Raw genomic sequence first — 23972 nt, forward strand, 5'->3', positions numbered from 1 at the left:
CAACTAATGAAGTGACTACCGAGTGCTCAGAGGGTTTGCGCCAAGAGGGTTTGACGCAGTGGCTCGGGCAAGCCTTCGGGCGCGAGCCAAATGCCCAGGTACGCTTTGGCGAGCGCTTTGTCGGTGCTGGTGAAGATGACCTGACCATTGCGTTCCAGGTTCAGGCCGCGAGCGGGGTCGTAATCCAGGGCATAGCGGTCACCGCGCTGGATGTTGGCAAAACTGCCCTGCAGCTTTTTTAATCCCGCTTCGAGGGTCCTCAGCGTGGCAGGCGAGTGTTGACGCTTGAGGATGGTGGCAGAGGCGGTGGTGATGTCGCTGTGATCAAGGTCGCGCAGATAAAACAGCTCTAGGCGCAGGTCGCGCAACTGCTCAAAGGCGTCCCGGGGGCTGACGTTGGCAGGTGCAAACAGGGCCGCGGCATAGACATCGGCCCACAGGTACGTCAGCACGATTTGGCCTTTGCGCTGTAGGGTTTGAGAACCATCTTTTAATTGAGTAGGAAAGTTCGCCTCCTTGATCGGTTTTGCCTCGTCGGCCAGACAGGAAAGGCTGTTCATCAGCAACAGAGCGATCAATAAATGGCGCATAAGGGGCTCTCTGAAAGGGTGAGTGGGCGCGGCGGCTCGGGGCCGCGATCAAGGTTGAGAAGGCTGCGGATTCTACATCTCGCGCAACCCGTCACTGTCTCTTGAAGAGAGTTAAGGTCAGTTCTGGATGTAGTGAACACAAAATTAGCCTACGACGAGACCAAGGGTTAATGTTCGCCGCGTTCAGGCTTCTATAGACTGTGCCCCACGTTTTGATCCTTCATGGCGCCGGCCGCGTCATGATTTAGCCGCAGGCGCCTGAAAATGCGCCGCGGCCCGTTCTGAGGAGTACGCATGGCTGTCTACAACTACGACGTAGTGGTACTGGGTTCCGGCCCGGCAGGAGAAGGTGCGGCAATGAACGCCGCAAAAGCAGGGCGCAAGGTGGCGATGGTCGACAGCCGGCGTCAGGTCGGCGGTAACTGCACGCACTTGGGCACCATCCCGTCCAAGGCTCTGCGTCACTCGGTCCGGCAGATCATGCAGTTCAACACCAACCCGATGTTTCGGGCCATCGGTGAACCCCGCTGGTTCTCATTCCCGGATGTGCTCAAAAGCGCCGAGAAAGTGATTTCCAAGCAAGTGACCTCGCGCACCGGTTACTACGCCCGCAACCGTGTTGACCTGTTCTTCGGCACCGGCAGTTTTACCGACGAGCAAACCATCGAAGTGGTCTGCGCCAACGGCGTGGTCGAAACGCTGATGGCCAAGCAGATCATCATTGCTACCGGTTCGCGCCCGTACCGCCCGGCCGATATCGATTTCACCCACTCGCGCATCTACGACAGCGACACCATCCTCAGCCTGGGCCACACCCCGCGCAAGCTGATCGTGTACGGCGCGGGTGTAATCGGTTGCGAATACGCATCGATTTTCAGTGGTCTGGGCGTGCTGGTTGAGCTGGTGGACAACCGCGAGCAACTGCTGAGCTTCCTCGACTCCGAAATCTCGCAGGCGCTGAGCTACCACTTCAGCAACAACAACATCACCGTGCGTCACAACGAAGAGTACGAGCGTGTTGAAGGCGTCGAAAATGGCGTGATTCTGCACCTCAAGTCCGGCAAGAAGATCAAGGCCGATGCCTTGCTCTGGTGCAACGGCCGTACCGGCAACACTGACCAGCTGGGGCTGGAGAACATTGGCATCAAGCCCAATGGTCGCGGCCAGATCAGCGTGGACGAAAACTACCGCACAGTGGTGCCTAACATCTACGCCGCTGGCGACGTAATTGGCTGGCCGAGCCTGGCCAGTGCAGCGCACGACCAGGGTCGCTCGGCTGCCGGCAGCATCGTGGACAACGGCAGCTGGCGTTTCGTGAATGACGTGCCGACCGGCATTTACACCATTCCGGAGATCAGCTCGATCGGCAAGAACGAGCAAGAACTGACCCAGGCTAAAGTGCCCTACGAAGTGGGCAAGGCGTTCTTCAAGGGCATGGCGCGTGCGCAGATTGCTGGCGAGCCGCAAGGCATGCTGAAAATCCTCTTCCACCGTGAAACCCTGCAAGTACTGGGCGTACATTGCTTCGGCTATCAGGCCTCGGAGATCGTGCACATCGGTCAGGCGATCATGAACCAGCCGGGTGAGCTCAATACCCTGAAGTATTTCGTCAACACCACGTTTAACTACCCGACCATGGCTGAAGCCTATCGGGTAGCGGCTTACGACGGCCTTAACCGGCTTTTTTAAGCGGCTCCGGCCGGTGGCCTGAGCCGGCCGGGGAGACCGATTTCAGCTATTCCCGAGGGTGGCAGTGGCCAAACCGGGAAAGTCTGTAATCAGGCTATCTACGCCGAAATCAGCGAGTCTGCGCATCAGTGCAGGCTCGTTGACTGTCCATACCGACACATGCAAACCCTGACGCTGGGCTTTTTCCAGGCGCTCCGGGGTGCAGAGTGTCCAGTTCAATGCCAGCATCTCGCAGCCATAGCTTTGCGCGACCTTCAGCGGGTCGAGCCAGGCGTATTCGGCAACCAGTCCGCGGGACAGGTCCGGTGTCAGTTCGATAGCTGCCTTAAGCACTTCACGGGAACTTGAGGTCACGGTGACCTTGTCCATCAGACCGTGGCGCTGGGCCATTTCGCGAATCGCCAGCACGGTGGTCGCTGCCCGCGTACGGGACGCGCTTTTGACTTCCAGCTGCCAATGCTCGAAGTCGCACTTTTCAAACAACTCTTCGAGTCGTGGAATCGGGCACGGATGCACCCAGCCCGGGCCGCCCTTGCGTGCGTCATAGGTCGCGAGATCGGCTGCGGTGTGTTCGATCACCTTGCCGCGTCGGTCGGTGGTGCGCTTGAGCGTCGGATCGTGAATCACCATCAGCTCACCGTCCTTGGACAGGTGCAGGTCGAGTTCGCAGCGGCGCACGCCGTGCTTGAGGCATTGCTCGAAGCTGGCGAGGGTGTTTTCGGGTGCTTCGCCTTTGGCGCCGCGATGGCCATAAATCAGGGTCACAATTGCTCCTTAATACACAATTCACAGCGCCGGGACGCGCTTACTCTTCTTCGGCTGCTTCGTTTTGTTCACGGGCCAGACGGCGTGCCTGGGCCTGTTTTTGCAAGATGTAACGGGCCAGCAACTGACGCTGTGCGTCGGTGATGGCTTCAAACTCGGTGCCAATCTCGAACTGGCCGTTGCGTGGGGTGCAATGGGTGACCTTGGCGCGCAACAGAAGCCCCAGCGCTTGGGGCATCAGCACCAGTTTGATCGAGAGGTGGGTGCCCGGCGAATAGGCGTTTGCATGCTCGAATTCAATGCCGCCTTCGGACAGCTTGACCGGTTGCAGCTCGCCAATCTTGCCCAGTACGGTTTGTGCGACCACTTGGCTGAGCAGGTCGACCCGTTTGTTCAGGGTTTTGAGGTAGCTGGACAGGGTGCGGTCGCGTTCGCTGATCTGGCGCAGCAGGTGCTGCGACTCGAATTCGCTCAGGTGTAACTCACTGAGTAAATTGAATAAAGGCGAAGCATCCTGCAACACTTCAGTGCTCGCGGCTTGAGGTGCCGACAGCGGGGTTATTTCCAGTGCGATCACATCATCGATACGGTAGTATTCGCGGCGATCTGCTTCATCTAATGTCGACATGGCGAACCCATGGTGGCGGCTGTGGTCTGAGTGTAAAGCTGCTTATCAGGCCCCGCCACAAGGACGTCTTCTTTTCCCTCGAACAAGCCCCGACATGTTCAGACCTCTCTTCGTATTTATCGGCACGCGTTATACCCGTGCAAAGCGTCGCAATCATTTTGTGTCGTTCATTTCTCTGACTTCAATGATCGGACTCGCCCTCGGCGTGGTCGTGATGATTGTGGTGTTGTCGGTGATGAACGGCTTCGATCATGAGATGCGCACCCGTGTGCTGGGCATGGTGCCCCACGCGACCATCGTCGGCGACCAGCCGATCAGTGACTGGCAAACGCTGGCCGCCCAGGTCAGGCAGAACCCGAAGGTGGAGGCGGTGGCGCCGTACACCCAGATGCAGGGCCTGCTGACCCATGACGGCAACGTGCAAAAAGTCCTGCTCAATGCCATCGACCCCGCGCAAGAGCGCAAGGTGTCGATCATTGACCGGTTCATGTTGCAAGGTCAGCTCGATTCACTGACGCCCGGCGGCTTCGGCATCATCATTGGCGACAAGGCGGCGAAAAAGCTCGGCGTGGCCGTTGGCGACAAGCTGACGTTCGTGGCCCCGGAAGTCACGGTGACCCCGGCGGGCATGTTTCCGCGCATGAAACGCTTCACGGTGCAGGGCATTTTCCATGTCGGCGCCGGTGAAATCGACGGCTATCTGGGCATTACCCATTTGCAGGACCTGGCGCGTTTGCAGCGCTGGAAGCCCGATCAGGTCCAGGGGTTGCGCCTGAAGTTCGACGACCTGTTCCAGGCGCCTCGCACAGCGTGGGAAATCGCCCAAAAGCTGGGGGATGACCGTTATTACGCCCGTGACTGGACCCGCACCCACGGCAACCTGTATCAGGCCATCCGCATGGAGAAAGCCATGATCGGCCTGCTCCTGTTGCTGATCGTGGCCGTGGCGGCCTTCAACATCATTTCCACGCTGGTCATGGTGGTGAACGACAAGAAGGGCGATATCGCGATCCTGCGGACGCTGGGCGCCACGCCGGGCACGATCATGGCCATTTTCATGGTGCAGGGCACCGTGATCGGCGTGGTCGGCACTGCCATTGGTGCGGTGCTGGGCATGCTGGCGGCCTTGAATGTCAGCGCGGCGATCTCGGCCCTTGAAGGGCTGATCGGCCACAAGTTTCTCAACGCCGACGTGTACTTCATCGACTACCTGCCGTCGCAATTGCAGACGCAGGACGTGTTGATGGTCTGTGGCGCGGCATTGGTTCTGAGTTTCCTCGCGACCTTGTACCCGGCCTGGCGTGCTGCGCGCACCCAGCCTGCGCAGGCGCTTCGTTATGAGTGAGTTGGGCATGAAAGAACAAGCAGTGTTGAGTTGCCGCGACCTGGGCAAGTCCTACGAGGAAGGCCCGGAGTCAGTGGTGGTGTTGTCGGGCCTGCAACTGGAGTTGCACCCGGGTGAGCGTGTGGCCATCGTCGGCACCTCGGGCTCGGGCAAAAGTACCTTGCTTAATTTGCTCGGTGGCCTCGACACGCCGACTACCGGCAGTGTGTGGCTGGCGGGTGAAGAACTGTCGGCGCTGGGCGAGAAGGCCCGTGGCCAGTTGCGTAACCGTTCACTGGGTTTCGTGTACCAGTTTCACCACTTGTTGCCCGAGTTCACGGCGCTGGAAAACGTGTGCATGCCGCTGCTCATCGGCAAGACATCGATTCCCGAAGCGCGGGAGCGGGCCACGGCACTGTTGACCCGTGTCGGCCTGAGCCACCGTCTGGAGCACAAGCCGGCCGAGTTGTCCGGTGGCGAGCGCCAGCGCGTGGCCATCGCCCGCGCGTTGGTGAACAACCCCGGGTTGGTGATGCTCGATGAGCCTACCGGCAACCTTGACGCCCATACCGCGCAAGGCATTCAGGACCTGATGCTCGAACTCAGCACCTCGATGCGTACCGCGTTCCTGGTGGTGACGCATGACATGAACCTGGCCCGCCAGATGGATCGCGTGTTGCACCTTCAAGAAGGTCGCCTGACCACGATTTGATCGGCCAAAACCCGACACCCTGACCGGTGCCGGGTCTTTTATTTTTTTACGGTGCCCGCGAATGTTCAGACCGTTATCGATTTTTATCGGCACGCGCTATACCCGCGCCAAGCGCCGCAATCGTTTTGTTTCGTTCATCTCCATGACCTCGATGATCGGCCTCGCCCTGGGCGTATTGGCCATGATTGTGGTGCTCTCGGTGATGAACGGTTTTCAGCGTGAAATGAGTAACCGCATCCTTGGCATGGTGCCCCATGCCACGGTCGTGGGCGTAAAGCCCATCGATGACTGGCGCCCGGTGGCTGAAGCCGCCATGAAAAACCCCGAGGTCACGGCCGCAGTGCCGTTCACCGAGATGGAAGGGATGCTCTCCTACAAGGGGTCGATGCAGCCGATTCAGATCAGCGGCGTTGATCCGGCACTCGAAGGCCAGGTGTCCATCGTGACCCGACACATCGTGCAGGGGCGCATGGAAGACCTCAAGCCCGGCGAATTTGGCGTGGTATTGGGTGATATCACTGCGCGGCGTTTCCGGTTGGGCGTCGGCGACAAGATCACCCTGATCGTGCCCGAAGCCAGCACCGCGCCGGGTGGCATCACCCCGCGTCTGCAACGCTTGAACGTGGTCGGGATCTTCAAAGTGGGGGCCGAGCTGGATGGTTCCATGGGGCTGATCCACGTTGAGGATGCAGCAACCATGCAGCGCTGGGCGCCGAATCAGGTCCAAAGCGTGCGGCTGGCCGTCAAGGACCTGTATGCCGCGCCCAAGGTCTCGGCCGAGGTGGTCGCCGGGTTGGGTGATGCCTACCGCGCTGACGACTGGACGCACACCCAGGGCAGCCTGTTCAGTGCCATGAAAATGGAAAAAACCATGATTGGTCTGCTGCTGCTGATGATCGTGGCCGTGGCGGCATTCAACATCATCGCCACCTTGATCATGGTGGTGAACGACAAGGGGGCTGACATCGCGATCTTGCGCACCATCGGCGCCACGCCGCGTCAGATCATGGCCATATTCATGGTGCAGGGCACGGTGATCGGGATTGTCGGCACCTTGATCGGTGGCGTGCTGGGCGTGATTGCCGCGTTGAATGTCAGCGCGCTGGTGGGCTGGATGGAGCGGGTGTCCGGGCAACACATCTTCAGTTCAGACGTCTACTTCGTCAGCAACCTGCCGTCCGAGTTGCAAGGCGGTGACGTGCTGCTGATTTGCACGGCGGGTTTTGTGCTGAGCTTCCTGGCAACGCTGTACCCGGCGTACCGCGCGGCGAAAATCCAGCCGGCTCACGCATTGCGTTACTCCTGATCCCTCGCATGTGCGCACAGGCTGCAGGCTTGATGATCGACGGCATGCAGCCTGCGCCAGTGCCTACATTGACTGCGCCCTTGTAGGCAGTTCAATCACAAACCGCGTCATCCCGGCCTGTGACTCACAGGTGATCTGCCCGCCATGGGCGCGAATGATCGATTGGGTGATTGCCAGTCCCAAGCCTGCGTGTTCACTGCTGCCTTCCCGGCGTGCCGGGTCCGCCCGGTAAAACCGGTCGAACAGGCTCGGCAGTAACGCTGCGGGGATGCCAGGCCCGCTGTTTTCAACGGTGATACGCAAGCGGTCTGCCGTGGGCACCATGCACACCTTGATCTCGCCACCGGCGGGCGTGTAGCGCAAGGCGTTATCCAGCAGGTTGGAAAGGGCGCGGCGCAGCATGCTGCGGTCGCCCGCCAACTGGCCGCTGCCTTCATGGGTCAATTGAATCTGCGACTCTTCTGCCAGCAACGCATAAAACTCCAGCAGGGCCTCCACCTCCTGTGCCAGGTCCAGCGGCTCGCGTCTGGGTGTCAGCAGGCCGTGGTCGGCCTTGGCCAGGTACAGCATGTCGTTAACCAGCTGTGCCATCCATTGCAGTTCTTCGAGGTTGCTGTGCAGGGCCTCGCGGTACGCATCAATGTCCCGTGGCCGGGTTAGCGTCACCTGAGTGTGGGTCAGCAAGTTGGAGAGCGGGGTGCGCAGCTCATGGGCGATGTCGGCAGAGAACGCTGAAAGGCGCTGAAATGACGCGTCAAGCCGCTCCAGCATGGCGTTGAAGGCGTGCGCCAAGTCCGCAAGCTCCGTAGGCATTTGCGCTTCAGGTAAGCGCGCAGTGAGCGAATCAGCCGAGACACTGGCCGCAATCGCGCTCATGCGGCGTAACGGGCGCAAGCCACTGCGCGCCGCCCACGCCCCTAAAATGGCGGTGGCCAACGCCGAGAGGCCGACGGTCATCCAGATCAAGCGTTGCATGCGCTGCAAGAAATGCTGGTGATGGGTGATGTCCAGGAGCAAGGTCAAGCGGGGTGCATCCGGCGTTTCGGGCTGGGGATTGAGCACGCGATAATCGGTGCCCTTTATTTGCAGGCTGCCCAGGCCGGGGGTGGTGGGCAAATCGTTGGGCAGGCTGGTTGAGCTGTCAAACCACGGGTGACCGTCGGGGCCGCGCACGCGAATGCTCAGATCGGGCTGATGACTCAAATCTTGCAGCAACACCGGCAGGCGCCGGGAGAACTGGTCGAGGGTGCTTACGCCGTTCAGCGTGCTGCGCAACCCTGCCAGCCGGGCTTCCATCAGTTGCTGATCCAGTTCGACGAAATGCACTTCGCTGGCGCGTCCGAACAGCACCCCGGCGAACAGCGAAACCACTGCCGTACACCCCGCAAACAGCAACGCCAGACGACTGCTCAGCGACAGGCGACGCATCACGGCGTGCGCTCTTCAAGCACGTAGCCCATGCCGCGTACGGTGTGGATCAGCTTTTGGTCGTGGCTGTCATCGATTTTCAGGCGCAGGCGGCGGATGGCGACTTCGATAACATTGGTGTCGCTGTCGAAATTCATGTCCCACACTTGAGAGGCAATCAGCGATTTGGGCAGCACTTCCCCCTGACGCCTGAGCAGCAACTCCAGCAACGAGAATTCCTTGGCGGTCAGGTCGATGCGCTGGCCATTGCGTTCTACGCGGCGGCGGATCAGGTCCAGGCGCAGGTCGGCCAGTTGCAGGCTGGTTTCCTGGGTGGTACTGCTGCCGCGCCGCAACAGGCTGCGCACGCGCGCCAGCAGCTCGGAGAAGGCAAAGGGCTTGACCAGGTAATCGTCGGCCCCCAATTCCAGGCCGTGAACGCGGTCTTCAACGGCATCGCGGGCGGTGAGAAACAGCACCGGCATGTCCAGCCCGGCGCTGCGCACCGCTTGCAGGATTTGCCAGCCATCGCGACCGGGGAGCATCACATCGAGGATTAACAGCGCATAGTCGCCGGTCAGGGCGAGGTGCTGGCCAGTGATGCCGTCAGCAGCCAGTTCGGTGATGAAACCCGCTTCGCTCAGGCCCTGTCGCAGGTATTGCCCGGTTTTGGGCTGGTCTTCAACAATCAGCAGTTTCATGGGCGACCTATCAAAAAAATACCTCAGCCTTATACAGCGGCGCGTGTGGCGAAGGGTAATCCTGACAAAGTTGTAATCTTTCGGTCAGTTGACTGCCAGTACCGAGGTTTAAAGTCAGGGAATGTTCGAATAGTAGCCTTCTGGAGTACCTATGACCCTACGTAATCGTTTGGCCCTTGCGGCGTGTGTGTTGGCATTCAGTGTGTCGGCCGTGGCCTCGCCGGGCAGTCATGCGGAGATTGGCCACCCGGCAGCGGCTGCCAGCGCTACGCGCACGGTTAACATCGAAATGACCGATCTGGCGTTCTCGCCCAAGACCCTTGAGGTGAAAGCCGGTGAAACCGTGCGCTTTGTGCTGGTCAACAAGGGCCAACTGCTGCATGAGTTCAACTTGGGCGATGCCGCGATGCACGCCGAACATCAGAAAGAAATGCTCAAGATGCAGCAAAGCGGGGCGATGACCACCACAGGCATGCACCACGCCGGCATGGACCATGGTGCGATGGGGCAGGGTTCTATGCCCATGGCCGGGATGACCCACGATGACCCCAACAGCGTGCTGGTCGAACCGGGCAAAACCGCTGAGCTGACCTGGACGTTCAGCGGTACTCGCGACCTCGAATTTGCCTGCAATGTGCCCGGCCACTACCAGGCAGGCATGGTCGGGACGCTCAAAGTAGCGCCTTAAATCGTGAAGTTCGTCTGCGGGCGCTGAAAGCCGGGCGTAAACCCGATAGAATTGCGGGGTTTTTCTAGCCAGGTTTTTTGTCATGCATCCCGCAGCCGAACATTCGCCGCTGGGCAAGTCCAGTGAATACATCAGCACCTACACCCCGTCCTTGCTGTTCCCCATCCCGCGTGCCGCAAAATGGGCAGAGTTGGGTCTGAGCGCCGAGACGCTGCCCTATGTCGGGGTGGATTTTTGGACCTGCTTTGAGCTGTCGTGGCTGTTGCCGTCGGGTAAACCGGTCGTTGCCATCGGCGAGTTTTGTTTCGCTGCCGATTCGCCCAACATCGTGGAATCCAAGTCGTTCAAGTTGTACTTGAACTCCCTGAACCAGACCGTATTCCCGGATACATCGAGCCTGCTTGAGACCCTGACATCTGACTTGTCAGAAGCATCGGGCAAGCCTGTCATCGTTCGCGTACGGACGCTGGATGAAGTGCAAGCTGATGGCGTAGGTGTTTTGCCGGGTGTGTGCATTGACGGTCTGGACATCACGGTCAGCGACTATGCGCAGCCTCGTCCGGAGCTTTTGAAGTGCGATGCTTCGCACGTGGTTGAAGAAAGCGTTTACAGCCATTTGCTCAAATCCAACTGCCCGGTGACCAGTCAACCCGATTGGGGCACGGTGGTGGTGCAATACCGCGGCGCGGCGCTGGATCACGCCAGTCTGTTGGCGTATCTGGTGAGCTTCCGGCAGCACTCTGATTTTCATGAGCAGTGCGTCGAGCGGATTTTTCTCGACCTGCAACGCCTGCTCAAGCCCGAGGCCTTGACCGTGTATGCGCGCTATGTGCGTCGCGGCGGGCTGGACATCAACCCGTACCGTTCCACTGAAACGGCCGAGTTCAAAAACCTGCGCCTGGTGCGTCAGTAACCGTATTGACTTGCAGGCGCGGGGGACGCGCCTGCAAGTGTGCGGCATCAGGCGTTATTCAGCGCCTTGGCCTGTTCCAGCACGGCTTCAACGTGACCGGGCACTTTGACCCCGCGCCATTCGTGACGCAGCACACCATCCTTGTCGATCAGGAAGGTGCTGCGGTCCACGCCAAGGTATTCCTTGCCATACAGCTTTTTCAGCTTGATCACATCAAACAACTGGCACAGAGCTTCGTCCTTGTCGCTCAGCAGTTCGAACGGGAAACCTTGCTTGGCCTTGAAGTTTTCGTGTGATTTGAGGCTGTCACGTGAAACGCCAAAGATTTCGGTGTTGGCCGCCTGGAAGTCCGCGTAGTGATCGCGAAACCCTTGGCCTTCAGTGGTGCAGCCCGGCGTGCTGTCCTTGGGGTAGAAGTAAATCACCACCTGCTTGCCTTTAAGGTCGGACAGCTTGACGGTTTTCTCGCTGGTGGCAGCGATCTGGAAATCGCTGACGGGTTGATCGATTGCTACAGCCATGGGGCGCTCCTTACATCGGGTTTTGTGGACGCCAAGGTTCAATCAGCGCATCCAGGTTCAGGGCGTCGGCAAAATCAAGGAACTGGTCACGCAGCCAGCTGATTTGTACGCCTGCCGGCAAGGTCACGGTAAACGTGGCGTTGAGCATGGTGCCGCCGGTTTGCGGAGCCTGATAGGTGTCGCAGGTCAGGTTTTCGAGTTCGACGTTGTGGTCGATGAAGAACTGGCACAGCTCATTGATGATGTCCGGACGATACGCCGAACTGACATACGCCACGTAAGGCAAGGCTTGCGGACGGGTTTCGAGGGCCGCGCTGCGGATCACGTTGACCGTGAATGCGTGTTTTTTGGCCAGTGATGGCAAGCCGGCCTCTAGGCGCGCCAGCGCATCCCAGCTGCCAGTGACTTCCAGTACCAGTGCGCTGCACTCGCCGTGGCGCGTCAGGCGCGAGGTCACGACCGCGCAGCGGTTCTCATGGCTGGCACGGCACAGGACGTTGGTCAGCTCCATTGGGTTGGCGCCAAGGGCACTGATGACAAGGAATTGTTCGCGAACTGTGGGGGTGGACATTCAGCCTTCCTAAAACGATGAGTGGTCGGTACGGACGGTGCACGGGTTGCCCGTGACGCACTTTATGGCGCGAAACCCTCGCACGCAGCGGCCATCACACAAGGTTGGCAAAGGGTGCGAACCCGGCACGGCGGCGTTTGGGTGGGGCTTTGGGCGCGATATAAAGAGCCATAAAACAGGCCCGCGTGCACATCAGTACCAATCAAAGGCTGAAGGGTAGCGAAAAGCAGCGCGAAGGGGAATGCTCATCGGGCGCGCTGTTGCTTGTGCAAGGGTCAAGGCGCCAGTACCATTACGGCTCTCTTTTTCCGGCAGGAGCGGTTGCATGATTGCGGGCAGTATGGTGGCACTGGTCACACCTATGGATGCACAAGGTCGCCTGGACTGGGACGCTCTGAGCAAACTGGTGGACTTTCACCTGCAAGAGGGCACCAACGCCATTGTTGCCGTTGGCACTACAGGTGAATCGGCAACGCTGGATGTGAACGAACACATCGAAGTGATTCGTCACGTTGTCAAACAAGTCGCAGGGCGTATCCCTGTCATCGCCGGCACGGGCGCCAACTCGACCCGTGAAGCGATCGAGCTGACTGCCAATGCAAAAAAGGCAGGTGCAGATGCTTGTCTGCTGGTCACGCCTTACTACAACAAGCCAACGCAAGAAGGCTTGTATCAGCATTTCAAGACCATCGCTGAAGCGGTCCACATCCCGCAGATCCTCTACAACGTGCCGGGTCGTACCGCTTGCGACATGCTGCCTGCCACGGTGGTGCGCCTGTCGACGGTGCCAAACATCATCGGCATCAAGGAAGCCACTGGCGACCTGCAGCGGGCCAAAGACATCCTGGCCGGCGTGAGCAAAGACTTCCTGGTGTACTCCGGGGATGACGCCACAGCCGTTGAGCTGATGCTGCTGGGCGGCAAGGGCAATATTTCGGTGACGGCCAACGTTGCGCCGCGTGCCATGAGCAATCTGTGCGCTGCCGCGATCGCGGGCGATGCCGTCAAGGCGCGTGCCATTCACGAACAGTTGATGCCGCTCAATAAAACCCTGTTTATCGAATCCAACCCTATCCCCGTGAAGTGGGCGCTGCATGAGATGGGCATGATGCCGGACGGTATCCGTCTGCCGCTCACCTGGCTCAGCGAAGCCTGCCACGAACCGCTGCGTCAGGCCCTGCGCCAGTCCGGCGTATTGGTTTAATTGAGGAAGCACTACGCATGAAGCGATTGGCCGGACTTTCCGCACTAGCCGTGATTATTTCCAGCACCAGCGGTTGCGGTTGGCTGTGGGGTCCAGAGGGTTATTTCCGGGACCGTGGCAGCGACTATCTGGAGGCGCAACAAACGGCGCCAATGCAATTGCCGCCGGGTGTGCAGACTGACAAGCGCCTTGTGCCGCTGTTGCCGATCCCGAGCAACGTGCCGGATGACAACGTCAAGGGCGAATTTGAAGTACCGCGTCCGCAACCTTTGGTGGCGACCACCAGTGCGAGCGATTTCAGCCTGCAAAAAAGCGGCGACAGCCGCTGGTTGATGGCGCAGCGTTCTCCGTCTGAAGTCTGGCCGCTGGCCCTTCAGTTCTTCCAGGACAACGGCTTCCGTATCGACGAGCAGCGCCCGCAAACAGGCGAGTTCACCACCACGTGGCAGGGCGCCAGCGAATTGTCCTCCTCGATGGTCCGTCACCTGGGCAGCAGCGGTCTGGCCGCCGACAGCGAAACTCGCCTGCGAGTCCGTATCGAGCCAGGCGTGCAGCGCAATACCAGCGAAATCTACGTGGTCAGCGCCAACCGCCCTGCGGGCAGCACTGCCAACGTCGACTTCACCAACCGTTCGGTCAACGCCGGGCTGGATGCGGCACTGGTCAATGAAATGCTGGTCAGCATGAACCGCAGCGCCGACAAGGGCGGTACGGTGTCGTTGCTCGCGGCCCGCGACTTTGACACGCCGACTCGCGTAACCCTGAACGAAGACGGCAGCGGCAACCCGGTGCTGACGCTCAACGAAGACCTCGACCGTGCGTGGTCCAGCGTGGGTCGTGCGCTGGAACAGGGCGAATGGCGCGTTGAAGACATCAACCGCACGTTGGGCCTGTACTACATCAACCTCGCTGAAAAAGCCCAGAAAAAAGACGACAAGCCTGGCTTCTTCGCCGGTATGTTCGGCAGCAAGCCGGACAAGGAAGAAGTTGAAGCCCGTGCCGAGCGTTATCAGATTCGCCTGAGCAAAGTGGGCGACGCGGTGCAAGTGACGGTCGAAGAGAACATCAACACCGTAGCGTCGCCAGAAGTGGCGCGCAAAGTGTTGGGCGTGATCCAGGACAACTTGGGCTGATTCTATGCGTTTTGCCGTTCTCGGCAGTGGTAGCCAAGGGAATGGCACGCTGATAGCCAGCGACAGCACATATGTTTTGGTTGATTGCGGTTTCTCCCTGCGGGAAACCGAACGCCGTTTGGTTCGGTTGGGCATCAGTCCACACCAGCTGAGCGCGATTCTGGTAACCCACGAACATGCCGATCACGTGCATGGCGTGGGTTTACTGTCTCGGCGTTACAATTTGCCGGTCTATATGAGCCGTGGCACCCAGCGCGGGATGCGCAAACCCCTCGAGCCTGCTGGTTACGTGGCGGGTGGCGAGACATTACAGATTGGCGCGTTGAGCATCAGCGTCACACGGGTCGCCCATGATGCGCAGGAGCCCACGCAATACGTATTCAGTGACGGTCAGCGACGTTTTGGTTTGCTGACTGACCTGGGTTCCTATTGCGACGGCGTGCTGCACAGCTATCGCGATCTGGATGCGTTGATGATCGAGTCCAACCACTGTCGCGACATGCTTGCCCGTGGCCACTACCCGTACTTTCTCAAGCAGCGGGTGGGCGGTCAGGAAGGACATTTGAACAACCATCAGGCTGCAAGCCTGGTGGCCGAGTTGGGCTGGAAAGACCTGCAACACCTGGTGCTGGCCCACCTGAGCAGCAAGAACAACCTGCCGCAGCTGGCCCGGCAATGTTTTGTCGACACCCTTGGGTGCGACCCGGACTGGCTGCAACTGGCCGATCAAGATTCAGGGCTAGACTGGCGCACAATCGCCTAGCCCACCTACTTAGCATGCGGAGCCCATCATGGAAAAACGTGAAGAACTCTATCGCGGTAAAGCGAAATCGGTTTACAAGACCGACGACGCCAACCGCTTGATCCTGCTGTTCCGCAACGACACCTCGGCGTTCGACGGCAAGCGCATCGAACAGCTCGATCGCAAAGGCATGGTGAACAACAAGTTCAACGCCTTCATCATGCAAAAACTCGAAGAAGCCGGCGTGCCGACCCAATTCGACAAGCTGTTGGGCGACAACGAATGCCTGGTGAAAAAACTCGACATGATCCCGGTTGAGTGCGTCGTGCGTAACTATGCGGCGGGCAGCCTGGTCAAGCGCCTGGGCGTAGAAGAGGGCATGAAGCTCAACCCTTACACCTTCGAACTGTTCCTCAAAGACGACGCCAAAGGCGACCCGTTCATCAACGAATCCCACGTGGTGGCGTTTGGCTGGGGCACGGCCGAGCAATTGGTACGCATGAAAGAGCTGTCGCTCAAAGTCAACGAGGTGCTGAGCAAGCTGTTCGACGACGCAGGCCTGATGCTGGTCGACTTCAAACTCGAATTCGGCGTCTTCCATGACGGCTCGATCGTACTGGGCGACGAATTCAGCCCGGACGGCTGCCGCCTGTGGGACAAGGCCACTGGCAAGAAGATGGATAAAGACCGCTTCCGTCAGGGGCTGGGCGACGTCATCGAAGCCTACGAAGAAGTGGCAAACCGCCTGGGCGTTCCGCTTTAAGCCGTAAAAACGCGCAAGCATCTGATAGCACGCAGTTTTTTTGAAAATAAGGTTTGCCTGAATCAAAAGTGCTGTTATGATGCGCGCCGTTGGAGAGATGCCAGAGTGGCCGAATGGGACGGATTCGAAATCCGTTGTACTGGCGACAGTACCTAGGGTTCGAATCCCTATCTCTCCGCCATTATTGAAAAACCTTTGTAAATCAATGAGTTACGAAGGTTAAAAAGCAGTGATTTGTAGCAGTGGTTTGCAGCAGTTTTTGCAAAACACAGCGAATAAATCGCTGTTTTTTTTCGTCTGTCCTTTTTCGATTGAGTTATGAGTGTTAACGCCCTGCCCATCAGCCGTTACCCTCTGTGGCCGTCTATGGTTTGTGAAAGGGTGTCGACCGGGGAAAGTGCGTCCGGACCCGTTGAGACGTATTGGAGGGTGTCTGGTGTGCCTGCTTGGCTGCCGGTGGCTGACTGGGTACACCCGGGAGCCACTTGTCTATTTTGGCTTTTCTCTCTTTGTCCTAATGTCCTATTGCCATGTGTTTGCCTTTCGGGCATAAAGAGCGAGGGCACCCCTCCAAGCTTTAACTATGCAGTGCTACCACTGCAATGATCGTTAATGTAAGGACATATGCTACTGTGAGTTACGCTGAGACTATCGATTCGCAATGTTATGAGTCTCGCGGGGCGTAAGGTAAATAGCGGGGGGTGCCGCTTCTTACTCCGGTAGCGTACAGGCTGGAGGCTGCCTTGAAGCTACTGAATCCCCCAAGTCGATCTATCCATAAGCTCGATTCTCTTGATCTTCTTTGCAACCTTCTGGGTGTAAAAAAAGGACACCTTCTTTTTATCTGCTACAAGCGAGCAGATGAAAAAAAATATAAATCCTTTGAGATTCCCAAAAAACGTGGCGGTCTTCGTAAGATTGACTCGCCTCAAAAGGGATTGAGGGTGATTCAGCAAAAATTGGCAGAGCTTTTGACTGAGAACTTAGAGTTCAAACCTTGCGTTCAGGGTTTTATTAAAGGAAGGGGCATACTTCAAAATGCCATTCTGCATAAAAAATCTAACTGGGTGTTAAACGTAGATATTAAAGATTTTTTTGGTTCAATTAATTTTGGTAGAGTTCGTGCTGTTTTCATCGCCAAGCCTTTCGAAATTCATCCGGATGTAGCGACAGTTATTGCTCAAATCTGCTGTTTTAATAATTACCTTCCCCAAGGTGCTGCAACCTCTCCAGTTGTGTCGAATATTGTTGCCAGTATTTTGGATAATCGAATTATCAAGCATGTAAGAAGTCATCGTCTTATTTATTCAAGATACGCTGATGATATAACACTATCCGCGAAAAGGAATTTTCCCCGAGAAATCGCTCATGTTAGCGACGGGCGAACAATCATTGGGGAAGATTTAGCCAATATTTTTTCGAGGGCCAGCTTTGAAATAAATGAAAAAAGAGTCGTCTTCAATCAAAGTATGACAGGCAGGAAGTGACAGGGCTAATAACAAATAAAAAAGTAAACATTCCTGCTGAGTATAAAAACAAAGTCCGTGCCGCGATATACCACTGGATTCAAGACCCAAAAGAGGCGGAGCGTAAGTATTTCATTGATATACTGAAGCTTAATCCCGACGAAGTGGAGCTGACGGAAGATGGGCGAAAACTAAAGCATAACATATATGGTAGATTATCTTTTATCGCCATGGTGAAAGGAAAAGACGATCCAACATACGTTAAACTAATATTGAAAATGGCCGAGCATGATAAAACCCCTCCTAAATTTTTAAAATCCATTAAGGAAGAATATAAAATGTACGATGTTTTTCTCTGTCATGCATCAGAAGACAAAGCAGCCATTGTGGAGCCGTTGTATGAAGCACTTACGAAAATCGGTGTTCATGCATTTTATGACTCAAAGGAAATTGCGTGGGGTGACTCTCTTATTGAAACAATCAACAAAGCCCTTATTAAGTCGCAATATGTGATTGCTGTAATGACTGATAACTCTGTTGTGAAAGCGTGGCCGCAAAAGGAAATCAACGCCGTTCTCAATGGGGATATTTCTGGTGGGACCAAACGACTGCTGCCATTAATTCATGGAGATAAAGAAAAAATTCTCAATAATAATTTTTTGATGAGCGACAAGCTTTATGTTGTTTGGCAAGAAAATCCTGACGAAATAGCACAAAAAATAAAAGCTTTGCTGGCATCATAATTTATAAAAAATTTTAACTCATCGAGAAAAAACATGACTTATGTTCAGGTAAATCACGATTTTGTAAAATTTATTGATCCAAGCTTGTATGCCGATGTTCTTAATAAAGGTGATGATGGGATTTGCGTGATAAGACTGCAGCTGATATGCGAGCGGTTTTTAAGCGTCTATTTGAAAGAAAGGATTTATCCAGAAAATATCGAGTTTTTCGTTAGTGGAAAAGGCAAGAGTGCTGAAATTCTCCGCCATTTTAATGAAAGACTAACTACATCGATAGCTTCTGGCTTGCCGGCTGATTTGGCAAGGGCTTTAAAGCATATAAATAAAATTAGAAACCATTTTGCTCACAATCTCGATCATAAAATCATGCAGTCTGATATGGATAAATACTTTGAGCTGGTGGATTTGTTTACAGTGGATGTCGGTATGATCCACGGTTATGAAGGGCCAGTGAGGGAGGCGAAAATTAGTTCGGATGGCAAGGTAGTAAATGCCGTAGATAATTTTCAAGTTGGGTTTACTGCGGCTACTTACTTTTTAATGACAAAAGCCGGACTCTGGCTGGCCAATGATTTGCAAAAGCGAGGGCAGTTAAGCTTAGGCGAGCCATTGCAATAGAGGCTCGATCAGCTTGAGATGTAGGCCTGTGAGCTAGGCCTTACTTTATAATCGGAATCAAATAGAGCGTCTTTGGTTTGCGTAAATGTGCCATGTAATTAACTGAAAGCCAGATTTAAGATTTACAAGGAGTTGGGGTGGCTAAGTTTAGCAAAGTTAAAGTAAAGAATAACGAAGTCATCTTGGCGGATGGGTCGATTGTTGATATGCATCCACGCCATAATTTCGACAAGCCAACACGTTTGCTTCTGCAGCATATGGCGGCGGGTGTCTGCTCCAACCCTGATTGTCTGAATCACACTATAGGTTCAAATCTTAAGCGAAACGATTATGCAGGTAACGGTATCGCCGCTCACATTTGTGCTGCCGCTCCCGGCCCCGGTGCTGCTCGCTACAATAAAGATCAGACGAAAGAAGAACGTAGCTCTTACAAAAATGGGATTTGGCTCTGCGGGTCTTGCTCCATCATCATCGACCGGGATGAACCACGCTACCCTGTTGATCTATTGAATGAATGGAAGGCTAAGGCTGAAAAACGTGCAATGTCTATGGTTGGTACTAAATCTCTGACCCAGTTTGAATTGGCTGACAGTGTTCGAGCTGAGGTAGTCAGAGCTTTGACATGCAATTTTAGCAATATGGTCAATCCTTTCAAATTTCCTGTTCAGTCTGTTCATCATGCTTATAAAGATGCCATAGAAAAGCTAGATCCACGCTTCAGCGTTCAGGTTGAGATTTCGGATTCTGGGGTTTTTCACACAATCACTCCTAAACCGGGCCAGAATCCCAAGGTCACGCTGGTGCTTCGCAATGAAGCTATGCGAGATAAAATGAGTGAACGGTGGTCTGATTTGGTCAAGAAAGGTCATCCTTTGGAAGTTTCACTGAATGACATAGGTTTTGAAGGTTCACCCCTATTTGATGCCATTGCTACCGAAAGAGGCCTAGATGGTCGCTTGGTTATCAAAAAAAATCATCCAGATATTCAGACTATTATGTACCTCACGGCTGAAAATGGTTCTGAATTCGAGATTGGTACTTCATTGTCTACAGTCGTTTCTGGTTCTGACGAATTGACTATCCGCGGTTCCTTCTTAGATGGAATTTTTAGTTTTGTATACTGTAGCTTTAAATGCCGAAAAGCCGTAAAGCTAGACCTGTCGTTCGATTTGCTGTTGTGGCAGGATCGGGAAATACGAAATCTTCCACACTATCGAAAGGCGTTGAAGGCTGCTCGATTTATACGGCTACAAACTGACGTTCAGATTTGTATTGATCTAATTTTTGGCTCTAATAGTGTCCGGATCGGTGAGGAGCACACAGCCGAATATCAGGAGTTCTTGGGCGTTTTTCATTGGCTGGTAGGCATGATTGAGAAGGGCAAAGCCATTGCTGATAAGTTAAATAAACCGTTGGTTATCCGTTCTTTGATTGTTGATGAAGACGATGAGCTGAGAATAAATAACCTATATCCATTGGTAAGTGGACCTCTTTCACAAACAGTGGCTGCGGATGAAGAAATATGGAATGCGTTCTACGAGAATTATGAACCTACTCCCCTTGATGCATATTCTGGGCAACCGATTCAAGCTGACGTTCAGATAAAAGAGGTACAGGCTAGACCCTTCAATCTTTTTGGTAACGTTGTCCAGTCTCCTTGTTTCGAAACAAGAATTAAAGGGTTTATGCCTGTAGTTGATCATTCCACTGTTGATGATGATGGTAGTGTCACTCTGAAAATAGTCTCCATTGAGGGTACTGAAATGACTAGCTCTTTGTTAGATGGAAGTTGGTCTATCTTGGAGTAGGCGTCTGATTTGGTCGAGAGTAATTAATTCGAAATCTGGCGAAGAGAATTATAGTTTTTAACTGGAAGTCGGTTGTATAGGAAAGAATTTATGTCGGTGATTCAGGTTGAGAATGCTTTGAAGCATTTCGCCACTAACAAATCTAGTCGTGCAATTGTTCTGAAGGGGGAGTGGGGTACAGGGAAAACCTTTATCTGGAATGAAGTTATCAAGAAACATCGTCAAGATTTTTCTCGCTCGAGCTATTCCTATATCTCGCTATTCGGTCTGTCTTCATTAGCTGATTTAAAGCGGGCCATCTTCACTAATATTGTTAAGAAAGACGTTGCCGGTCAGGTTGCTACAACAGAAAGCATCAAAGAAAACCTTCTACGGCTTGATTTCAGCGATGCAAAAGCTTGGGTGAGAAAAGCTACAGGCCAGACCAAAGATGTGAAACTCCCCCTGCTTGGTGGGATCGGCAGTATCGTTGATTCAATGCAATTTGCTTCTATCTCAGATACGCTTATCTGTATTGATGATTTTGAACGTAAAAGCAATTCACTGACTGCTCGGGATGTTTTGGGTCTAATTTCAAATCTAGTCGAAGGGCGGGAATGCTCCGTAATTCTGATACTGAATGATAATTCGCTGGATGAAGATGATGAATTTTTCACCTTCAATGAAAAAGTGTTTGACTATGAGGTGGTGTACAAGCCAAAGGTTGAGGAATGCGTCAATATTGTCTTTCCTGCTTCTAACTCACAATACGCTTTACTTTCCAAAAATATAAAAAAGCTCAAAATCAACAATATTCGCCTGTTGAAGAAAATTGACCTGTTCTATGGACTGCTTCAGCCGCACCTGAAACACGCTCCTGATGAGATTATCGAAAAGGCTATGGTTATCCTGCCTTTGGCTATTTTTGCGTTGTATGGATCGAGTGTGTGCCCGGTGGATATTGATTTCATCAGCCAGCCTTTAGCCAGAATCGAGCTTTTGTCTTTGTCCAAGGATGCGACACAAGAAGAGAGGAACGCTCAGAACGCTTTGATGGCGAAAGTTAAGTGGTCGAATGAATATGGCTTCTATTATGCTGATGAGCTGGATTTGGCTGTCATTGCTTTGGTGAAGCGTGGTTATGCTGATGAGGAAGAGCTTGAATTGCTGCTGATAGCTCTTGAAGCTTCGATACAGCACAATAAGGATATGAAGCTACTCAGTGATGCTTGGGACGTCCTAAACGGCTCATTCAGTGACAATCAGGATGAAGTTATAGCGACGTTTGAGAAGGCGTTGACCGTCTGCATAAGTAAGATGAATATTCGTGATGTGGATAGTGTTTGTTGGCTGTACGGGCATCTGGGACTGAATGAACGGGTAAACGAGATCATTGATGCCCACTTTGAGGCGGCTAAGGCCAGTGGTTGGTATAAGCACAAGAGGGAGGTCAGAGGATGGCCGGAAACGCCATTGCTGGCATCACGGCTTGATGCGTATTTTGATACTCAGGTTGCTGATATACCGATCAGTGAGCTGATGGACAGAGCCTATATGCATGAGGGTTTCGTACCTTCGGTGTTGCGTGAGTTCAAGAAAAAAACGCCTAATGAGTTCTACGAGTATTTCAAGACAGCCATCCACCAGTACACAACTGAGTATGTCGGTAACTGCTTGGAAACTTCGAACACAACGTATAGCGATGACAACTCAAATGAGGCGAATCGTCATGTCTTTCTCTGCACCTATAGGGCTATCCAGCGGCTCGGTGCCGAAAGCACAATCAACAAAATTCGGTTCGGCCGATTCAAGAAGTATGACTCTGCATATCTCATGATACTGGAGGAGGTTAGAGACCCTGAAAAATGGTCGTGATACCAAAAGCCTCTGACGGTAGGTTTTCACGTCTTTTTGTAGCAGAGTTTTGTAGCAAAATACTCAAAACTGCCTGTGTTTGTTGGTTTTGACGGGCTGCAGAGTTTGATTCTGAACGTCCCTATCTCTCCGCCATTATTGAATACGACTAAGCCCCTGAAATGGTTGAACATTTCAGGGGTTTTTTCGTTTTCGGGATGTGATGAAAGGCCATTCTCGACACCCGCTGATCCAGGGCCGAGTCGATCCGTTCGACGGTGCGCAACCTGGAGCGCGCTTTCGGTGCTTTCTATTCTCGAACCACTGGCGGCCTGCGCGCCTGCACCGTACGCCTCTCCACGTCTTCGACGACGAGTGCAATCACGTCAGATAACCACAGCTCCGTCCAGCCGTTGAGCATGCTCATGCGGGCATCGGGTATGCGCGCAGGATCTACTTTGTCTATTCCCTCGATCTCTTCCCGGCTAAATGGACCGGCCTGCTCAAGGGCGGCATCAGTACCCACATGACTGATGCTGCCCACAGGGGGCGGATCTGAGTGTCCTGTCTCCAAAAGCGCTGGCCCCAATGTGTCTGACAACCGTAAAAATGTCATTCACGGTCTTTTGGCGGGGCCCTTGTTTTAGTTGCAGGGTCGGGAACAGTCCAATGCCACGTGTGCTGATGTCTGTGATCCACGATTCGCCGAGTTTTTTCTCGACGTAAAGCGCTTTGCTTGTGCCTTGCTGGCCTTCCGTCCAATCGTTGAAGTCGGTTCTGCCCAGTAGCACAAGAGTCTGTGCGAAGGGGGGTGAATTTCTGGCGTAATGCCTACCCAAATGCCCCGGGTTTTTAGCTCTGTTCAAAGACTATTTTGAGGGCTAAGCACAGCCTGTTTTTAAACTAACCCGACTTTTAAAAATCGCGTTTCTGAAGTTTCCCATTTTTCGCAACTGCGCAAGAAGTTGCGCACTCAAATGTGGATAACTGTGTGGATACATGGCCACGGTACATATAAACCGAGGGCTGTAGACGAGTGCGCAAGAAGTTGCACAGTGCTGCGCAACTTCTTGCGCACTTTTGAGAGGTTTTTGTTTAAAAAATAACCAGCAAAAATCCTTACTCCGCGTAACGCCTTGTTTTTAAATGACTTGATTAAAGCTGGCACGAACTTTGGTTACTCCATTCAGCACTTGAGCGGCATTTGGGCCTTTCAAGTCCTCATTTTTGAGCAAGGAGAGCATCAATGGCGACGCCAGCTTACATGTCCATCACCGGCACTAAACAAGGTCTGATTACAGCCGGTGCATTCACCGCGGATTCGGTGGGCAACACGTATCAGGAAGGTCATGAAGATCAGGTCATGGTGCAGGGTTTTAGCCACGAAGTGATCATCCCTCGCGACCCGCAATCGGGCCAACCGACCGGCCAGCGTGTCCACAAGCCGGTGAAGATCACCAAGGTGTTCGACAAGTCCTCGCCGCTGCTGCTGGCCGCACTGACCTCGGGCGAGCGCCTGACCGAAATCGAAATCCAATGGTTCCGCACCTCTGCTGCCGGCACGCAAGAGCATTACTTCACCACCAAACTTGAAGACGCCATCATCGTCGACATCAAGGACTACATGCACAACTGCCAGGACCCGTCGAATTCGCACTTCACGCACCTGGAAGACGTGGAATTCACCTACCGAAAAATCACCTGGACCCACGAAGTGTCGGGCACTTCCGGTTCCGATGACTGGCGCTCGCCGGTGGCTGGCTAAGGCTGGCTGAGTGTTTCTGCGCACGGGCGCCTTGAGGGTCGGTGCGCAGGTTCAACCCCGGAATGATGTGTTTTCGTCGCCT

At 54.4% G+C, this 23972-nt stretch carries 24 protein-coding genes and 1 tRNA gene; 17 read left to right on the top strand and 8 right to left on the bottom strand.

Annotation, left to right across the window (positions count from 1 at the left end; all coding sequences use genetic code 11):
- Window positions 1-26: 26 nt before the first annotated feature.
- Complete coding sequence (locus IF654_RS07675) at window positions 27-590, bottom strand: chalcone isomerase family protein (protein ID WP_194862616.1); 564 nt, start codon at window positions 588-590, stop codon at window positions 27-29.
- Window positions 591-884: 294 nt separating this feature from the next.
- Between IF654_RS07675 and sthA the strand changes: the two genes are divergently transcribed.
- The gene (sthA, locus tag IF654_RS07680) at window positions 885-2279 is read left to right on the top strand and encodes a Si-specific NAD(P)(+) transhydrogenase (protein WP_047275673.1); all 1395 of its coding nucleotides are present in this window, start codon (window positions 885-887) and stop codon (window positions 2277-2279) included.
- A gap of 42 nt (window positions 2280-2321) precedes the next feature.
- On the opposite strand, the gene IF654_RS07685 is transcribed toward sthA, so the two are convergent.
- Both IF654_RS07685 and IF654_RS07690 read right to left on the bottom strand, forming a co-directional pair.
- Window positions 2322-3044 carry a glycerophosphodiester phosphodiesterase gene (locus tag IF654_RS07685; RefSeq protein WP_047274055.1) on the bottom strand — a complete coding sequence of 241 codons (723 nt, stop codon included), beginning with the start codon at window positions 3042-3044 and terminating at the stop codon, window positions 2322-2324.
- A 40-nt stretch (window positions 3045-3084) separates the two neighbouring features.
- Window positions 3085-3672, bottom strand: a complete 588-nt coding sequence (locus tag IF654_RS07690; protein ID WP_047274058.1) for a PilZ domain-containing protein — start codon at window positions 3670-3672, stop codon at window positions 3085-3087.
- A gap of 94 nt (window positions 3673-3766) precedes the next feature.
- On the opposite strand from IF654_RS07690, the gene IF654_RS07695 reads away from it, so the two are divergent.
- From IF654_RS07695 to IF654_RS07705, 3 genes are all read left to right on the top strand, one after another.
- Window positions 3767-5017: a lipoprotein-releasing ABC transporter permease subunit gene (locus IF654_RS07695; protein ID WP_047274060.1), complete on the top strand. Its 1251-nt coding sequence runs from the start codon at window positions 3767-3769 to the stop codon at window positions 5015-5017.
- Between the two features lie 7 nt (window positions 5018-5024).
- Window positions 5025-5708 carry a lipoprotein-releasing ABC transporter ATP-binding protein LolD gene (gene lolD / locus IF654_RS07700; protein ID WP_169835868.1) on the top strand — a complete coding sequence of 228 codons (684 nt, stop codon included), beginning with the start codon at window positions 5025-5027 and terminating at the stop codon, window positions 5706-5708.
- A gap of 61 nt (window positions 5709-5769) precedes the next feature.
- The gene (locus tag IF654_RS07705; RefSeq protein WP_047275678.1) at window positions 5770-7014 is read left to right on the top strand and encodes a lipoprotein-releasing ABC transporter permease subunit; all 1245 of its coding nucleotides are present in this window, start codon (window positions 5770-5772) and stop codon (window positions 7012-7014) included.
- A gap of 63 nt (window positions 7015-7077) precedes the next feature.
- On the opposite strand, the gene IF654_RS07710 is transcribed toward IF654_RS07705, so the two are convergent.
- Together IF654_RS07710 and IF654_RS07715 are read right to left on the bottom strand one after the other, a co-directional pair.
- Window positions 7078-8442 (bottom strand): heavy metal sensor histidine kinase, encoded by a 1365-nt coding sequence (locus IF654_RS07710; protein WP_194862877.1) that lies wholly within the window; start codon window positions 8440-8442, stop codon window positions 7078-7080.
- A complete protein-coding gene (locus tag IF654_RS07715; protein WP_047274069.1) occupies window positions 8442-9122 on the bottom strand; it encodes a heavy metal response regulator transcription factor in 681 nt (226 codons plus the stop codon). Before IF654_RS07715 ends, IF654_RS07710 begins: the two co-directional genes overlap by 1 nt.
- 151 nt (window positions 9123-9273) lie before the next feature.
- On the opposite strand from IF654_RS07715, the gene copI reads away from it, so the two are divergent.
- Together copI and queF are read left to right on the top strand one after the other, a co-directional pair.
- The gene (gene copI, locus IF654_RS07720; RefSeq protein ID WP_047274070.1) at window positions 9274-9810 is read left to right on the top strand and encodes a copper-resistant cuproprotein CopI; all 537 of its coding nucleotides are present in this window, start codon (window positions 9274-9276) and stop codon (window positions 9808-9810) included.
- A gap of 82 nt (window positions 9811-9892) precedes the next feature.
- Window positions 9893-10723: an NADPH-dependent 7-cyano-7-deazaguanine reductase QueF gene (gene queF / locus IF654_RS07725; protein WP_047280170.1), complete on the top strand. Its 831-nt coding sequence runs from the start codon at window positions 9893-9895 to the stop codon at window positions 10721-10723.
- Between the two features lie 47 nt (window positions 10724-10770).
- Here queF and IF654_RS07730 read toward each other — a convergent pair whose 3' ends face one another.
- Together IF654_RS07730 and IF654_RS07735 are read right to left on the bottom strand one after the other, a co-directional pair.
- Window positions 10771-11244: a peroxiredoxin gene (locus IF654_RS07730; protein WP_047274075.1), complete on the bottom strand. Its 474-nt coding sequence runs from the start codon at window positions 11242-11244 to the stop codon at window positions 10771-10773.
- 10 nt (window positions 11245-11254) lie between these two features.
- Complete coding sequence (locus IF654_RS07735) at window positions 11255-11815, bottom strand: glycine cleavage system transcriptional repressor (protein WP_047274076.1); 561 nt, start codon at window positions 11813-11815, stop codon at window positions 11255-11257.
- A gap of 325 nt (window positions 11816-12140) precedes the next feature.
- Between IF654_RS07735 and dapA the strand changes: the two genes are divergently transcribed.
- The 10 genes from dapA (at window position 12141) to IF654_RS07785 (ending at window position 22146) form a co-directional block, all read left to right on the top strand.
- Window positions 12141-13019, top strand: a complete 879-nt coding sequence (gene dapA / locus IF654_RS07740; RefSeq protein ID WP_047274078.1) for a 4-hydroxy-tetrahydrodipicolinate synthase — start codon at window positions 12141-12143, stop codon at window positions 13017-13019.
- Window positions 13020-13036: 17 nt separating this feature from the next.
- Window positions 13037-14152: an outer membrane protein assembly factor BamC gene (bamC, locus tag IF654_RS07745; protein ID WP_194862615.1), complete on the top strand. Its 1116-nt coding sequence runs from the start codon at window positions 13037-13039 to the stop codon at window positions 14150-14152.
- A gap of 4 nt (window positions 14153-14156) precedes the next feature.
- On the top strand, window positions 14157-14915 hold the full coding sequence (locus IF654_RS07750) for an MBL fold metallo-hydrolase (RefSeq protein ID WP_047280172.1): 759 nt from the start codon (window positions 14157-14159) through the stop codon (window positions 14913-14915).
- A 28-nt stretch (window positions 14916-14943) separates the two neighbouring features.
- Window positions 14944-15657 (top strand): phosphoribosylaminoimidazolesuccinocarboxamide synthase, encoded by a 714-nt coding sequence (purC, locus tag IF654_RS07755; protein WP_047274084.1) that lies wholly within the window; start codon window positions 14944-14946, stop codon window positions 15655-15657.
- Between the two features lie 91 nt (window positions 15658-15748).
- Window positions 15749-15838 (top strand) — tRNA-Ser (locus tag IF654_RS07760).
- A gap of 562 nt (window positions 15839-16400) precedes the next feature.
- Entirely contained in the window at window positions 16401-17144 is a 744-nt protein-coding gene (locus tag IF654_RS07765) for a reverse transcriptase domain-containing protein (protein WP_194862614.1), read from the top strand.
- Complete coding sequence (locus IF654_RS07770; protein WP_194862613.1) at window positions 17141-17866, top strand: toll/interleukin-1 receptor domain-containing protein; 726 nt, start codon at window positions 17141-17143, stop codon at window positions 17864-17866. Before IF654_RS07765 ends, IF654_RS07770 begins: the two co-directional genes overlap by 4 nt.
- A 33-nt stretch (window positions 17867-17899) precedes the next feature.
- On the top strand, window positions 17900-18484 hold the full coding sequence (locus tag IF654_RS07775; protein WP_047282363.1) for a hypothetical protein: 585 nt from the start codon (window positions 17900-17902) through the stop codon (window positions 18482-18484).
- A 137-nt stretch (window positions 18485-18621) separates the two neighbouring features.
- Window positions 18622-20292: a hypothetical protein gene (locus IF654_RS07780; RefSeq protein WP_052892934.1), complete on the top strand. Its 1671-nt coding sequence runs from the start codon at window positions 18622-18624 to the stop codon at window positions 20290-20292.
- A gap of 90 nt (window positions 20293-20382) precedes the next feature.
- On the top strand, window positions 20383-22146 hold the full coding sequence (locus tag IF654_RS07785; protein WP_047282364.1) for a P-loop NTPase fold protein: 1764 nt from the start codon (window positions 20383-20385) through the stop codon (window positions 22144-22146).
- 289 nt (window positions 22147-22435) lie between these two features.
- On the opposite strand, the gene IF654_RS07790 is transcribed toward IF654_RS07785, so the two are convergent.
- Window positions 22436-22699, bottom strand: coding sequence for a hypothetical protein (locus tag IF654_RS07790; RefSeq protein WP_143518693.1), 264 nt, complete (start codon window positions 22697-22699; stop codon window positions 22436-22438).
- Between the two features lie 672 nt (window positions 22700-23371).
- Here IF654_RS07790 and IF654_RS07795 point away from each other — a divergent pair.
- On the top strand, window positions 23372-23890 hold the full coding sequence (locus tag IF654_RS07795; RefSeq protein WP_047274249.1) for an Hcp family type VI secretion system effector: 519 nt from the start codon (window positions 23372-23374) through the stop codon (window positions 23888-23890).
- Window positions 23891-23972 lie beyond the last annotated feature (82 nt).

The sequence above is a fragment of the Pseudomonas lundensis genome, assembly GCF_015377145.2.
Lineage (GTDB): Bacteria > Pseudomonadota > Gammaproteobacteria > Pseudomonadales > Pseudomonadaceae > Aquipseudomonas > Aquipseudomonas lundensis.

Excerpts from the sequence above, each read along its gene's own strand:
- IF654_RS07775 (WP_047282363.1), top strand. The coding sequence starts at position 17,900 with ATGACTTATGTTCAGGTAAATCACGATTTTGTAAAATTTATTGATCCA.
- IF654_RS07715 (WP_047274069.1), bottom strand. The coding sequence starts at position 9,122 with ATGAAACTGCTGATTGTTGAAGACCAGCCCAAAACCGGGCAATACCTG.
- copI (WP_047274070.1), top strand. The coding sequence starts at position 9,274 with ATGACCCTACGTAATCGTTTGGCCCTTGCGGCGTGTGTGTTGGCATTC.
- IF654_RS07785 (WP_047282364.1), top strand. The coding sequence starts at position 20,383 with ATGTCGGTGATTCAGGTTGAGAATGCTTTGAAGCATTTCGCCACTAAC.
- IF654_RS07710 (WP_194862877.1), bottom strand. The coding sequence starts at position 8,442 with ATGCGTCGCCTGTCGCTGAGCAGTCGTCTGGCGTTGCTGTTTGCGGGG.
- IF654_RS07705 (WP_047275678.1), top strand. The coding sequence starts at position 5,770 with ATGTTCAGACCGTTATCGATTTTTATCGGCACGCGCTATACCCGCGCC.
- bamC (WP_194862615.1), top strand. The coding sequence starts at position 13,037 with ATGAAGCGATTGGCCGGACTTTCCGCACTAGCCGTGATTATTTCCAGC.
- purC (WP_047274084.1), top strand. The coding sequence starts at position 14,944 with ATGGAAAAACGTGAAGAACTCTATCGCGGTAAAGCGAAATCGGTTTAC.
- IF654_RS07795 (WP_047274249.1), top strand. The coding sequence starts at position 23,372 with ATGGCGACGCCAGCTTACATGTCCATCACCGGCACTAAACAAGGTCTG.
- IF654_RS07750 (WP_047280172.1), top strand. The coding sequence starts at position 14,157 with ATGCGTTTTGCCGTTCTCGGCAGTGGTAGCCAAGGGAATGGCACGCTG.
- IF654_RS07735 (WP_047274076.1), bottom strand. The coding sequence starts at position 11,815 with ATGTCCACCCCCACAGTTCGCGAACAATTCCTTGTCATCAGTGCCCTT.
- sthA (WP_047275673.1), top strand. The coding sequence starts at position 885 with ATGGCTGTCTACAACTACGACGTAGTGGTACTGGGTTCCGGCCCGGCA.
- IF654_RS07695 (WP_047274060.1), top strand. The coding sequence starts at position 3,767 with ATGTTCAGACCTCTCTTCGTATTTATCGGCACGCGTTATACCCGTGCA.
- queF (WP_047280170.1), top strand. The coding sequence starts at position 9,893 with ATGCATCCCGCAGCCGAACATTCGCCGCTGGGCAAGTCCAGTGAATAC.
- IF654_RS07675 (WP_194862616.1), bottom strand. The coding sequence starts at position 590 with ATGCGCCATTTATTGATCGCTCTGTTGCTGATGAACAGCCTTTCCTGT.
- lolD (WP_169835868.1), top strand. The coding sequence starts at position 5,025 with ATGAAAGAACAAGCAGTGTTGAGTTGCCGCGACCTGGGCAAGTCCTAC.
- IF654_RS07730 (WP_047274075.1), bottom strand. The coding sequence starts at position 11,244 with ATGGCTGTAGCAATCGATCAACCCGTCAGCGATTTCCAGATCGCTGCC.
- dapA (WP_047274078.1), top strand. The coding sequence starts at position 12,141 with ATGATTGCGGGCAGTATGGTGGCACTGGTCACACCTATGGATGCACAA.
- IF654_RS07690 (WP_047274058.1), bottom strand. The coding sequence starts at position 3,672 with ATGTCGACATTAGATGAAGCAGATCGCCGCGAATACTACCGTATCGAT.